Origin of the sequence: Streptomyces sp. NPDC046805, assembly GCF_040645355.1 — a bacterium.
GTDB lineage: Bacteria > Actinomycetota > Actinomycetes > Streptomycetales > Streptomycetaceae > Streptomyces.
Genome location: NZ_JBEYYC010000011.1, coordinates 123,807 through 136,632, shown reverse-complemented (window position 1 = coordinate 136,632; position 12,826 = coordinate 123,807). Strand labels below are relative to the sequence as shown.

General features: G+C 73.0%; 9 protein-coding genes. 5 read left to right on the top strand and 4 right to left on the bottom strand.

Translation table 11 applies throughout. The features are described 5' to 3' along the window. Positions 1-22: 22 nt before the first annotated feature. Both ABZ910_RS14660 and ABZ910_RS14655 read right to left on the bottom strand, forming a co-directional pair. On the bottom strand, positions 23-1,588 hold the full coding sequence (locus tag ABZ910_RS14660) for a M23 family metallopeptidase (protein ID WP_361363715.1): 1,566 nt from the start codon (positions 1,586-1,588) through the stop codon (positions 23-25). Between the two features lie 229 nt (positions 1,589-1,817). Beyond that, positions 1,818-2,684 (bottom strand): alpha/beta fold hydrolase, encoded by an 867-nt coding sequence (locus ABZ910_RS14655; RefSeq protein WP_361363712.1) that lies wholly within the window; start codon positions 2,682-2,684, stop codon positions 1,818-1,820. Positions 2,685-2,994: 310 nt separating this feature from the next. Between ABZ910_RS14655 and ABZ910_RS14650 the strand changes: the two genes are divergently transcribed. Next, positions 2,995-3,411 (top strand): cobalamin B12-binding domain-containing protein, encoded by a 417-nt coding sequence (locus ABZ910_RS14650; RefSeq protein ID WP_361363709.1) that lies wholly within the window; start codon positions 2,995-2,997, stop codon positions 3,409-3,411. Between the two features lie 57 nt (positions 3,412-3,468). Here the strand turns inward: ABZ910_RS14650 and ABZ910_RS14645 are convergent, their stop codons facing one another. Both ABZ910_RS14645 and ABZ910_RS14640 read right to left on the bottom strand, forming a co-directional pair. Further along, positions 3,469-5,082, bottom strand: a complete 1,614-nt coding sequence (locus tag ABZ910_RS14645; protein WP_361363706.1) for a DUF5691 domain-containing protein — start codon at positions 5,080-5,082, stop codon at positions 3,469-3,471. A 79-nt stretch (positions 5,083-5,161) separates the two neighbouring features. Next, the gene (locus ABZ910_RS14640; protein ID WP_361363703.1) at positions 5,162-6,517 is read right to left on the bottom strand and encodes an SWIM zinc finger family protein; all 1,356 of its coding nucleotides are present in this window, start codon (positions 6,515-6,517) and stop codon (positions 5,162-5,164) included. A gap of 133 nt (positions 6,518-6,650) precedes the next feature. Between ABZ910_RS14640 and ABZ910_RS14635 the strand changes: the two genes are divergently transcribed. The 4 genes from ABZ910_RS14635 (at position 6,651) to sucC (ending at position 12,808) form a co-directional block, all read left to right on the top strand. Beyond that, entirely contained in the window at positions 6,651-7,805 is a 1,155-nt protein-coding gene (locus ABZ910_RS14635; protein ID WP_361363700.1) for an AAA family ATPase, read from the top strand. After that, the gene (locus ABZ910_RS14630; protein ID WP_361363698.1) at positions 7,802-10,219 is read left to right on the top strand and encodes a DUF5682 family protein; all 2,418 of its coding nucleotides are present in this window, start codon (positions 7,802-7,804) and stop codon (positions 10,217-10,219) included. Before ABZ910_RS14635 ends, ABZ910_RS14630 begins: the two co-directional genes overlap by 4 nt. Beyond that, entirely contained in the window at positions 10,216-11,421 is a 1,206-nt protein-coding gene (locus ABZ910_RS14625; protein ID WP_361363695.1) for a VWA domain-containing protein, read from the top strand. Before ABZ910_RS14630 ends, ABZ910_RS14625 begins: the two co-directional genes overlap by 4 nt. A gap of 205 nt (positions 11,422-11,626) precedes the next feature. Further along, the gene (sucC, locus tag ABZ910_RS14620; protein ID WP_361363693.1) at positions 11,627-12,808 is read left to right on the top strand and encodes an ADP-forming succinate--CoA ligase subunit beta; all 1,182 of its coding nucleotides are present in this window, start codon (positions 11,627-11,629) and stop codon (positions 12,806-12,808) included. Positions 12,809-12,826 lie beyond the last annotated feature (18 nt).

The following is a 12,826-nucleotide window of genomic DNA, read 5'->3' as shown; positions in this document are numbered from 1 at the left end:
GCGGGGGGCTCACCTCGTGGAGCTAGTTCGGGTTGAGTCCGTGGCTGTGCAGCCATGGGAGCGGGTCGACCGCCGCGCCGCCGCCCGGGTGCACCTCGAAGTGCAGGTGCGGGCCGGTCGAGTTGCCGGAGTTCCCGGAGTTGGCGATCGGGTCGCCGGCCTTGACGGACGTACCGGGGGCGACGCGGTAGTGGGAGAGGTGGCAGTACCAGGTCTCCGTGCCGTCCTTCCCCGTCAGTATCAGCATGTTGCCGTAGGCGCTGTTCCACTTCGTGGTGACGGTGCCGTCGATCGCGGCCATCACCGTCGTGCCGTACGACACGGGGAAGTCGATGCCCGTGTGCAGCGACATCCAGTTGACGCCGGCCTGGCCGAAGAGGGCGCTGAGCCCGTGCTGTGCCACCGGAAGCGCGAACTTGGGACGCAGCCGCTCCTTCCGGGCCGCCTCCTCCGCAGCCTTCTTCTGCTCCGCCACCTGCTGGACCTTGAGGTCGATGCGCTCCTGTGTGCGGCTGGCCCGGTCGGCGAAGTCGTCGGCGCCGGCGGAGAGGCTCTCGAGCTGGGTGTCCAGCTTGTTGTTGGCGACGGAGGGCTTCACCGCGTGGGCGTCCGGGGCGGCGGCCGCCGTGTCCTTGGAATCGTCGCTCATGCCGCCGCCCACGGAGGCGGCGGCGATCCCGGCGACCCCCATCACACACGCCGAGGGGACGGCGACGGTCAGCAGCGCGGAGCGCTTGGCGGGCGTACGGCGCCGGGAGCGCGCCGCGCCGCGCGAGCCGGCGCGCGTCTGCGGAGCCGGGGTGATCTCCTCCTGGCCTTCGAGCAGAGGGGTCTCGCCCGGCAGCACGCCGGTCGCAATCAACTCGCCGTCGTCCGGCGCGGATTCCTCGAAGGGGACGCCCTCGAAGGACGGGTCTTCGTACGACGGTTCCTCGTACGTCGGATCCTCGTACGACGGCTGTTCGAAGGAGGTTTCCTCGTAGGAGGGGTGCTCGAACGCGGCTTCCTCGTACGGCTGTTGCTCGAAGGTGCCGGTCGCCTGCTGATCGAAGGACTCGGGCCGCTGCTCGGGAACGCTCCCCTCGGCGTTCCACTGCGTGGCGTCGTACGCGCCGGTGTCGAAGGCCTGCGTGCCCCATTCCCACTGCTGGGTCGGGTCGGCGGCGGGGGCCTGGTCGGGCTGGAGCCAGGCGTTCGTGTCCCACTGGCCGCTCGCGTCGGCGCCCGTGGCCTGCGCGGGGAAGGTCCAGGCGCCGGTCTCGTAGGCACCCGTGGGGTGGTAGCCGGTCTGCTGCTGGGCCGTGTAGGGGTCGTAGTCCACGGTCTGGTGGGCGCCGGTCGACCAGTGCGTGGTGTCGTACGCGCCCGTGGCGTGGCTCTCGCCCGGGATGTCACCGAAGAGCGGGTCGGTCTCGTAGCCCGTGGTGGGGTGGGTGCCGGTCGCGTAACCGCCGGCGTCGTAGCCGCCGTGCGTGGTGAAGTCGCCGTACTGGGCTTCCTGCGTTCCGTACGACGCGTAGTGCGCCGACGTGGCCTCGGAAGCCGGGGCCGGGGTGGTCATGGTCCCCGACGTGTAACGGTCGTTCACCAACTTCTCTTTCGCCTCGACAACAGGGGCTGCCAGAGCAGTGCGGCGACTGTACCCGGCGGTACACGGGCGCGACAATCTTCGGCTGGTTTCGCGCCTGCGGGAAACGGGCATTCGGCCGTGTTTCGGGGACGGTGGGCACGGGTTTGGCTTTGCGTTCGATGAATGTTCGATGTCCGTCGGCCGTCCAGTGCGTAAAGTCCGCGGCATCCGGCCGCTCTCACGGCTCTCAGGCCACGATCACGCCGTCCGTTTCCGCGTCCGTCCGCGATCCCGGCTGCTCTGCGTCGAGGGCCTGCCGTATCCCGGTCGCGACGAGGGGATGGACGGGCAGGGCGAGATGTCCGATCCCGGTCACCTGTACGTTGCTCGCCACCAGGTCGGGATGGTCGATACGGGCGGTCTCCAGCGGCTCCATCAGCGAGTCCAGGTCGCTCCAGAAGCTGACGAAGCGCGTACGGCAGCCGGGAGCGGGCCGGGCCAGCTCCTCGATGACCTCCGAACCGGGACGCATCTGGCGCACGATCGGGTGGGCGTTCGCCAGCGGGGCGACCCGCGTGCCGGAGTGCGGGGTGCCGAGCGTGACCAGTGTGCGGACCCGCAGGTCACCGCCGAGGCACTGTACGTAGTAGCGCGCGATCAGACCGCCGAGGCTGTGCCCCACGACGTCCACCCGGCGGCTGCCCGTGCGCTCGCATATCTCCTCTATGTGGCGGCCGAGCAGCTCGGCCGCGGCGCGGATGTCGCAGGTCAGCGGCGAGTAGTTGAGCGACTCGACGCGCTGTCCGCCGTGCTGCGCGAGGCTGCGGCGCAGCAGCACGAAGACCGAGCGGTTGTCGATGAAGCCGTGCAGCAGGACGACCGGGGGCCCGGTCTGGACCGGCAGCTGCGCGGTGCCGTCCGGCGCGGGCAGGGGGCGGGCGGGGGAGCGGCGCTCCTGGGCGATGCCGGTCGGATACAGCAGGAGATGCCCCGCGAGGATCGTGACCTCGAGGGCGGCCGCCTTGAGGAGGGTCAGGGAGAGCCCTGCCAGCCTGCATGGAAGCAGACGCTGGCAGAGGGGGAGAAGGGGGTGCAGTGCCCTGGTGACCCTCATGGCCGACCTCCTGTCGGCACACAGAAGGACGCCCCTGTCCCCCGTGTGCGCTCGCGGAAGTCGCGAGTGGGCGCGAGAAGGGGGCCGAGGGTGCGCGCGGCTGCCCTACGCGCCCTTCGGGTCCCCACGGACCACGCTGCGGCTCCCGAACATGTCCCACCGTGTGATTTCCCCCTCGGTCAGCACCGTGAAACTGCCGGTTGCGGGATGCTGGAGATAACGTTCGTTCACTTCGCTACAGGTGACGGAACGCGGGGAACATGCGGTACATGTCGGTACGGATGGATGTAGTCGCTTCATGGAGGCAGTGATGGGTGTGGCAGCTGGTCCGATCCGCGTGGTGGTCGCCAAGCCGGGGCTCGACGGTCACGATCGCGGAGCCAAGGTGATCGCGCGGGCCCTGCGCGACGCCGGCATGGAGGTCATCTACACCGGGCTTCACCAGACGCCGGAGCAGATCGTCGACACGGCGATCCAGGAGGACGCCGACGCGATCGGCCTCTCCATCCTCTCCGGCGCCCACAACACGCTCTTCGCGGCGGTCATCGACCTCCTCAAGGAGCGCGACGCCGAGGACATCCTGGTCTTCGGCGGCGGCATCATCCCCGAGGACGACATCCCGCCGCTCAAGGAGAAGGGCGTCGCGGCGATCTTCACGCCCGGGGCGACGACGGCGTCGATCGTGGACTGGGTGCGCGAGAACGCACGGCAGCCCGCGGGAGCCTAGGGTGCGCGGGCCCTGGGGAGCTGCTCCCCAGGGCCGGCGACCGTGGCCGAGGCTGCCCTATCCCAACTCGTCGGCCATGGCGGAGCGCAACCGCAGCGTCGTCACGAGTCGCTGGAACGCCTCCGCCCAGTACCCCCCTGCGCCCGGCGACGCGTCCTTCCCCTCGTCCGGCACCGCCAGCAGCCCCTCCAGCCGTGCCGCCTCCGCGGGATCCAGGCACCGCTCGGCCAGTCCCATCACTCCGCTGAAGCTCCACGGGTAACTCCCCGCGTCCCGAGCGATGTTGAGGGCGTCCACCACGGCCCGGCCGAGCGGCGCGGCCCACGGCACGACGCACATCCCGAGCAGCTGGAACGCCTCGGACAGGCCGTGCGTCGCGATGAACCCGGCCACCCACTCCGCCCGTTCCCCGGCCTCCAGCGTGCCCAGCAGCTTCGCCCGCTCGGCCAGGGAGACCGCCCCTGGGCCGCCGGCCGCGGGGGTCGAGGCCGTGCCGAGCAGCGCCCGGGCCCACTCCGGATCCCGCTGCCGCACGGCCGCCCGGCACCACGCCGCGTGCAGCTCGCCCTGCCAGTCGTCCGCCACCGGCAGCGCCACGATCTCCCGGGGCGTACGCCCGCCGAGCCGTCCCGGCCATGTCCCGAGCGGCGCGGCCTCCACCAACTGCCCCAGCCACCAGGACCGTTCGCCGCGTCCCGACGGCGGCTTGGCCGCCACGCCGTCCCTCGCCATCTCCGTGTCGCACTCGTGCGGCGCCTCCACCGCGATCGTCGGTGCGTCCCGTGTGTGGTCGAGCGCCACACAGGCCGCGGCCCGTACGGCCATCCGCGCGGCGAGCGCCGAGCCCGGCAGCGCGGACAGCAACTCGGCCGCCGTCGCCCGCACGTTGCGGCTGCGGTCGGCCAACGCCTGTTCCAGGAACGGCTCGTCCTCGGCGGCCAGCCCCGTACGCAGCGAGTCCAGGAACATGAGCCGGTCCTCCGCCCGTTCCGTCGCCCAGGTCTCGGCCAGCAGCTCGCGGGCGACCGCGGGTTCGCGAGCCCGTATCGCCGCGAGCAGGGCGACCCGCTCGGCGAACAGCCCCTCCTGCCACAGCCGTCGTGCCGCGTCGGCGTCCTCGGCGTCCGGCAGCATCGCGCCGCCCCCCGGTGCGGCGCGCAGGGCGAACCGCCAGTCCGGGTTCAGCCGGGCCAGCCACAGGGCGCGGGGTCCCGCGAACGCCAGCACGGCCGGCCGCAGGTCCGTACGTCCCCGGGCCGCGTCCAGCAGGGCGGGCAGCGCCTGCGGGGGCGCGGCGAAACCGCGCGCGTTCGCCGCCGCGAGCCACTGGGGCAGCAGCTCCATCAGGTCCGGTGCGCTGCCGCGGCGGCCGCCGCCCGGCCCGGGACGGGCGGCGAGCAGCAGGGCGAGCCGCCGCGCCGCCGCGGCGGGCAGGGCGGGGCGCGGGTCCTCTGCGGCCCGCTCCGGCCGCCGTGCCGCCCGGGCCGGACGCAGTCCCGCCCGCCGCCTCACGGTCTCCACGGCCGCCGCGTCCAGCAGCGCGACCGGCGCCTCCCGGGCCGGCCCGCCCACCATCGCGCGCCGGTCGGTGCCCAGCAGCGCCGTGGTCACGAGGTTCTCCCAGGTGCCGGCGCCGCCCGAGGCGTGCACAGCGGTGGAGCTCACCGTCATCGGAGTCCCTTCTTTCGTGGCCCTCGGTCCCTCAAGTCCCGTGTTTCTCTTTGCTGTTCGAGGCCCTTCGGCCGGCGGCTCAGCACAGCGCCACCGCCTCCCCCGCTCCCTCCGGCCACGCCGTCAGCGGGGTGAAGCCCCGGTGGCCGCACTCGCCGAAGACCGTGACCGGGGCGCCGCCGGAGAGGGCGGCGAGCCGCCACAGTCCGGGGCGGGCGCGGGCGGCGGGAGTGAGCGGCAGCGCGGCGTCCTCGTCCGCGTCCGCCAGCTGCCAGGAGTCGCCGTCCGGGGTCGGAACGACCCGACCCAGCGTCACCGGCACCGCGTCCAGCCAGGGGTCGTCGCGCAGCGCCTCGCCGTACCGGGCGACCGCCTGCGCCGTCGTCACTCCCGGCGGCCGTATCGCGGCGGGCGCGGGTGGCCCGAACCGCTCGCCCAGGGACACGCGCAGCTGCCCGGCACCCGGGTGGGCGCACGCCTCCGCATCCAGGGCCAGCCCGACCGGCAGGGCCAGTTCGGGAGCCCGGCCGGCGGCGCCGTAGGAGAGGAGCAGGCAGGTGCGGTCCGACGCGGCGCCGTACAGCCAGATCCTGCGGGTCGTCAGCTTCGTGTCCGCCGTGTCGTACTGGGCGAGGACCAGCCAGCGGTCGTGTACCGGTGGGCCGTCCGCCGGGCCGGCCACGCCGATGCGGGAACGGACCGTCGCCGCCAGGCCGTCCGGCAGCCGCTCGCGGCGCAGCCAGCCCTGGTCGAGGAGGTGCAGCAGGGCGAGCTCCTCCAGCAGCCGCACCGGCCAGCCGGGGCCCGACGCCGGGATCGCCCCCAACTCCCTCACCCGCGCGGCCAGTCCGGGAGCCTGCGCGTCGACCATGCGGGCCGCCGTCTCCTCCCACAGCCCGTACCCCGCCTGCTCCGCCGACGCCAGGCCGCCGCGCAGCAGGTCCGCCAGACGCTGCTCCAGCTCCGTCGCGCCCGCCGTGACCCGCTCGGCCCGGCGCTCCGCCCTGCGCCGCGCCGCCTCGGGGTCACCCGACCCGGGCGAGGAGCCGGCGCCGCCCGCAGGCCGCTTCTCCTGCGCGCGCTTCCGCCTGCCTTCTGTCCACTGCTCGGCCCAGTCCGGCGCCTGCGCCGTAGGCACCGCGCCGTCCCCTTCCGCCCACAGCAGCAGCAGGCCGAGCGCGTGCTTGCACGGGAACTTGCGGCTCGGACAACTGCACTTGTACGCGGGCCCCGCCACGTCCGCGACGTCGACCACTGTCTGATACGGCTTGCTGCCACTGCCCTTGCACAGTCCCCACACCGTCCCCTCGTCCGAACTGCCCGCCTCGGACCACGGCCCGGCCGCGCCGAGTTTGCTTCCCGCTTTGCGTGACGCGGTGTCAGGCGCCAGTGCCAGCACCTGATCCGCGGTCCAGCGCACCCCCTGCTGAGTCATGTCATCGACGGTAGATCCCGCCACTGACAATCGGCCTCGCGAGCACGTTTTCGCAGGTCAGAGCCGATTGTCAGTGGGGTGGTGCACGGTGGACACCAGATCCGAACCGGCCGAGCTGGAGGGGGCCTCAGCCATGACTGTCACCGTTGCACCGACGTCGACCGAACCGAGCCACGACCATTCCGCACCCGCGAACGCGGCACCCGCGAGCGAGGCGCTGCGACCGCACGCCGAGGACGCCTTCGCCGCCGAACTCGCCGCGCTGGCTGCGCAGGACGACCGGCCGCGTCCGGCCCGCTGGAAGCTGTCGCCGTGGGCGGTCGCCACCTACCTGCTCGGCGGCACGCTGCCGGACGGCACGGTGATCACACCGAAGTACGTGGGACCGCGCCGCATCGTCGAGGTCGCGGTCACCACCCTCGCCACCGACCGCGCCCTGCTCCTGCTCGGCGTCCCCGGCACGGCCAAGACCTGGGTCTCCGAGCATCTCGCCGCGGCGGTCAGCGGCGACTCGACGCTGCTGGTGCAGGGCACGGCGGGCACGCCGGAGGAGGCCATCCGCTACGGCTGGAACTACGCGCAGCTGCTCGCCCACGGCCCGAGCCGCGACGCCCTCGTGCCCAGCCCCGTCATGCGGGCCATGGCCGAGGGCATGACCGCCCGGGTGGAGGAGCTGACCCGGATCCCCGCCGACGTGCAGGACACGCTGATCACGATCCTGTCCGAGAAGACGCTGCCGATACCCGAGTTGGGGCAGGAGGTGCAGGCCGTCCGCGGCTTCAACCTGATCGCCACGGCCAACGACCGCGATCGCGGGGTCAACGACCTGTCCAGCGCCCTGCGCCGCCGCTTCAACACGGTCGTGCTGCCGCTGCCGGAGAGCCCCGAGGCCGAGGTCGACATCGTCTCGCGCCGCGTCGACCAGATCGGCCGCTCCCTGGACCTGCCGCCCGCACCCGACGGCATCGACGAGATCCGCCGCGTCGTGACCGTCTTCCGTGAACTGCGCGACGGGGTCACGTCCGACGGCCGTACGAAGCTGAAGTCGCCCAGCGGCACGCTGTCCACGGCCGAGGCGATCTCCGTCGTCACCAACGGGCTTGCGCTCGCCGCCCACTTCGGCGACGGCGTGCTGCGGTCGGGCGATGTCGCCGCGGGCATCCTCGGTGCCGTCGTCCGGGATCCGGCGGCGGACCGTGTCATCTGGCGGGAGTACCTGGAGACCGTCGTCCGCGAGCGGGAGGGCTGGCAGGACTTCTACCGGGCCTGCCGGGAGGTGAGCGCGTGAGCGACTCCGAGAGGGGAAGCGCGTTCGGCTCCGGACCGCTGCTCCTCGGTGTCCGGCATCACGGGCCGGGGTCCGCGCGGGCGGTGCGGGCCGCGCTGGAGGCCGCCCGGCCGAGCGTGGTGCTCATCGAGGGGCCGCCCGAGGCCGGCGCCCTGATCCCGCTGGCCGCCGACGAGGACATGCGGCCGCCGGTCGCGCTGCTCGCCCACGCCGTGGACGAGCCCGGCCGCTCGGCCTTCTGGCCGCTGGCCGAGTTCTCCCCGGAGTGGGTGGCGATCCGCTGGGCCCTGGAGCACGGCGTCCCGGCCCGCTTCATCGACCTGCCCGCCGCGCACACGCTGGCCCTGCGCGGCGAGGAAGAGGCGGCTTCCGAGGAGGCCGGCGATCCGGCTGACGCGTGCGCCCCAGGCCATGACATCCGTGCCGATCCCCTGGGCGCGCTCGCCGAGGCCGGGGGGTACGACGACCCCGAGCGCTGGTGGGAGGACATGGTCGAGCACCGCGGCCCGGGCACACGGGCGGACGCCGCGTTCGCGTCCTTCGCCGCACTCGAAGAGGCCATGGGGGCGCTGCGGGAGACGGACGCGCCCGGCGGGCGCGACCGGGATCTCGTGCGGGAGGCGTACATGCGCCTCGAACTGCGCGCGGCCCGGCGTGAGTTCGGGGACGCCGTGGCCGTGGTGTGCGGGGCGTGGCACGTGCCCGCGCTGCGGCGCAAGGCCACCGTCGCCGCCGACCGGGCGCTGCTGAAGGGGCTGCCCAAGGTCAAGACGGACCTGACATGGGTGCCGTGGACGCACCGCAGGCTGTCGCGGTTCAGCGGGTACGGGGCGGGCATCGACTCGCCCGGCTGGTACGGGCATCTGTTCGGGGTGCCCGACCGGCCGGTCGAGCGGTGGCTGACCAAGGTGGCGGGGCTGCTGCGCGAGGAGGACCGGATCGTCTCCTCCGCGCACGTCATCGAGGCGGTGCGGCTGGCCGAGACGCTCGCCGCGATGCGCGGCCGCCCGCTGCCCGGCCTGACCGAGACGACCGACGCCGTGCGCGCGGTGATGTGCGAGGGGTCGGACGTGCCGCTCGCCCTGGTGCACGACCGGCTGGTCGTCGGCGACGTGCTGGGGGAGGTGCCCGAGTCGGCGCCCGCGGTGCCGCTGCAGCGGGACCTGGCCCGGCAGCAGCGCCGGCTGCGGCTCAAACCGGAGGCGCTGGAGCGGGAGATGGAGCTCGACCTGCGCAAGGAGACCGACGCGGGGCGCAGCCGGCTGCTGCACCGGCTGCGGCTGCTGGGCATCGCGTGGGGTGAGCCGGAGCGGTCGCGGGGGAGCACGGGCACGTTCCGGGAGACCTGGCGGTTGCGCTGGGAGCCGGAGCTGTCGGTGCGGGTCGCCGAGGCCGGGGTGTGGGGCACGACGGTGGTCGCCGCGGCGACGGCCAAGGCGGAGGCGGACGCCGCGGCCGCGCCGTCCCTCGCCGAGGTCACCGAGCTGGCCGAACACTGCCTCCTGGCCGGACTGGGGGACGCGCTCCCCGCGGTGATGCGCGTCCTCGCCGACCGGGCGGCGCTCGACGCCGACGTCGGCCACATCGCCCAGGCCCTCCCGGCCCTGGTGCGCTCCCTGCGCTACGGCGACGTGCGCGGCACGGACACGCGCGCCCTGACCGAGGTCGCCGTCGGCCTCGCCGAGCGGATCTTCGTCGGGCTGCCGCCCGCCTGCGCCGCCCTGGACGCGGACGCGGCCGAGGAGATGCGGCGCCATGTGGACGCCGTCCACACGGCGGTGGGGCTTCTCGCGGAGGCGACCGTCCGTGCCCCCGAAGACACGCTCACCGCAGAGCGGGGCGACGCCGGGCTGCGCGGACGCTGGTGCTCGGTGCTGCGCGGGCTGTCCGGGCGGGACACCGTACCCGGCGTGATCCGGGGGCGGGCCACGCGGATCCTGCTGGACGAAGGGGAGTTGGGGCAGGACGAGGCGGCCCGGCTGATGGGGCTCGTGCTGTCGCCGGGGACCGCGCCGGCGGAGGCGGCCGTGTGGATCGAGGGCTTCGTCGGCGGCGGGGGCGGGATGCTGCTGGTGCACGACGAGCGGCTGCTCGGGCTGGTCGACGCCTGGCTGACCGGCGTACCGGCGGAGGCATTCACGGACGTACTGCCGCTGCTGCGGCGGACGTTCTCGGCGTACGAGGCGGGAGTGCGCAGGACGCTCGGCGAGCTGGTGCGGCGCGCCCCGGGCGAGCGGGGGAGCGCGGCGGGCGGCGGAAGCTCCGGCCTCCCCGGATTCGACCCGGAGGCGGACACCGCGCGCGCGGACGCCGTGCTGCCGCTGGTGCGGCTGCTGCTGGGCCTGGACGAAGGAACGGACGACGAGGTCCACGGCCGGGCCGAAGACAACGATCTTGTGGGGGTGGGGACATGACGGGCTCGGCACAGGCGGAGCACACGTCTCGGTCGGACCAGGAGCGCCTGCGGCGCTGGCGGCTGGTGCTCGGGGGCGACGGGGCCGACGGCACCGGGTGTGCGCTGTCCGGGCGGGACGCCGCGATGGACGGGACGCTCGCCGCGCTCTACGGCAGCGGCAGCGGCAGCGGCAGCGGCGGCGGGGGCAAGGGGCAGGCGGGGCTGGACCGTTCCGCGGGGCTCGGGGCGTCCGCGCCGTCCGTGGCGCGCTGGCTCGGGGACATCCGTACGTACTTCCCCTCCTCCGTCGTGCAGGTCATGCAGCGGGACGCCATCGACCGGCTCGGGCTGGCCTCCCTGCTCCTGGAGCCGGAGATGCTGGAGGCGGTGGAGGCCGACGTGCACCTCGTCGGCACGCTGCTCTCGCTCAACAAGGCCATGCCGGAGACCACGAAGGAGACGGCGCGGGCGGTCGTGCGCAAGGTGGTCGAGGACCTGGAGAAGCGGCTCGCCACCCGCACCCGGGCCACCCTCACGGGCGCCCTCGACCGCAGCGCCCGGATCAACCGGCCGCGCCACCACGACATCGACTGGAACCGCACGATCGCGGCCAACCTCAAGCACTACCTGCCCGAGTACCGCACGATCGTGCCGGAACGCCTCGTCGGGTACGGGCGTGCCTCCCGGTCGGTGAAGAAGGAGGTCGTCCTCTGCATCGACCAGTCGGGTTCGATGGCGGCGTCCGTCGTCTACGCGTCCGTGTTCGGGGCGGTGCTGGCGTCCATGCGGTCCATCGACACCCGGCTCGTCGTCTTCGACACGGCGGTCGTCGATCTCACCGACCAGCTCGACGACCCCGTGGACGTCCTCTTCGGCACCCAGCTCGGGGGCGGTACGGACATCAACCGGGCGCTCGCCTACTGCCAGTCGCAGATCACCCGGCCCGCGGAGACCGTGGTCGTCCTGATCAGCGACCTGTACGAGGGCGGCATACGGAACGAGATGCTGAAGCGGGTCGCGGCGATGAAGGCGTCGGGGGTGCAGTTCGTGGCGCTGCTCGCGCTGTCGGACGAGGGGACGCCCGCCTACGACCGGGAGCACGCGGCCGCGCTCGCCGCGCTGGGAGCGCCGGCCTTCGCCTGCATGCCCGATCTGTTTCCCGAGGTGATGGCCGCGGCGATTGAGAAACGGCCGCTTCCGATACCGGACGGCATGGGATGATCCGCGTTCATGTGACAGGTATCACCGCCATGGTGTGACCCGCGATTTAGGGGCCCCAAGCAAGCAGCGATAACCTGCGAGACGGACATGCCGCGCACTCGGACACCGTGTGCGCCCCTTTAGTGACAAGCGGACGTCACGTTGCCCTTCGCGGCACGCCCACGCATCCAACGAACCGCGAGATCACTGATAGGGACGGAAGCGCGTGGACCTGTTCGAGTACCAGGCGAGGGACCTCTTCGCCAAGCACGATGTACCGGTGCTGGCCGGTGAAGTCATCGACACGCCTGAGGCGGCGCGCGCGATCACGGAGCGTCTCGGCGGCAAGTCCGTCGTCAAGGCGCAGGTGAAGGTCGGTGGCCGCGGCAAGGCCGGCGGCGTGAAGCTCGCTGCCACCCCGGACGAGGCCGTTGCCCGCGCGACGGACATCCTCGGCATGGACATCAAGGGCCACACGGTCCACAAGGTGATGATCGCCGAGACCGCGCCGGAGATCGTCGAGGAGTACTACGTCTCCTTCCTCCTCGACCGTGCCAACCGCACCTTCCTCTCCATCGCGTCCGTCGAGGGCGGCATGGAGATCGAGGAGGTGGCGGCCACCCGCCCGGAGGCCGTCGCCAAGATCGCGATCGACGCCATCGACGGCGTGGACGAGGCCAAGGCCCGCGAGATCGTCGAGGCCGCCAAGTTCCCGGCCGAGGTCGCGGACAAGGTCGTCAACGTCCTGATCAAGCTGTGGGACACCTTCGTCAAGTCGGACGCCCTCCTGGTCGAGGTCAACCCGCTCGCGAAGGTCGCCTCCGGTGACGTGCTCGCCCTCGACGGCAAGGTGTCGCTCGACGAGAACGCCGAGTTCCGCCACCCCGAGTACGAGGAGCTCCACGACAAGGACGCCGCCAACCCCCTGGAGGCGGCCGCCAAGGAGAAGAACCTCAACTACGTCAAGCTCGACGGTGAGGTCGGCATCATCGGCAACGGCGCGGGTCTCGTCATGAGCACCCTGGACGTCGTCGCGTACGCCGGTGAGAAGCACGGCGACGTCAAGCCCGCCAACTTCCTGGACATCGGCGGTGGCGCCTCCGCCCAGGTCATGGCGAACGGCCTGGAGATCATCCTGGGCGACCCGGACGTCAAGTCCGTGTTCGTCAACGTCTTCGGTGGCATCACCGCCTGCGACGAGGTCGCCAACGGCATCGTGCAGGCCCTGAAGCTCCTCGAGGACCGCGGCGAGAACGTCACCAAGCCGCTCGTCGTCCGTCTCGACGGCAACAACGCCGAGCTCGGCCGACAGATCCTCACCGACGCCAACCACCCGCTGGTCCAGCGCGTCGACACCATGGACGGCGCGGCCGACAAGGCCGCCGAGCTGGCCCACGCCGCCAAGTAAGCACTCAGGACGAGGACA

What these genes read in the sequence shown, in the direction of transcription:
- ABZ910_RS14645 (WP_361363706.1), bottom strand. Translation starts at nt 5,082, where the DNA reads ATGACGGTGAGCTCCACCGCTGTGCACGCCTCGGGCGGCGCCGGCACC.
- ABZ910_RS14625 (WP_361363695.1), top strand. Translation starts at nt 10,216, where the DNA reads ATGACGGGCTCGGCACAGGCGGAGCACACGTCTCGGTCGGACCAGGAG.
- ABZ910_RS14635 (WP_361363700.1), top strand. Translation starts at nt 6,651, where the DNA reads ATGACTGTCACCGTTGCACCGACGTCGACCGAACCGAGCCACGACCAT.
- ABZ910_RS14655 (WP_361363712.1), bottom strand. Translation starts at nt 2,684, where the DNA reads ATGAGGGTCACCAGGGCACTGCACCCCCTTCTCCCCCTCTGCCAGCGT.
- ABZ910_RS14650 (WP_361363709.1), top strand. Translation starts at nt 2,995, where the DNA reads ATGGGTGTGGCAGCTGGTCCGATCCGCGTGGTGGTCGCCAAGCCGGGG.
- ABZ910_RS14640 (WP_361363703.1), bottom strand. Translation starts at nt 6,517, where the DNA reads ATGACTCAGCAGGGGGTGCGCTGGACCGCGGATCAGGTGCTGGCACTG.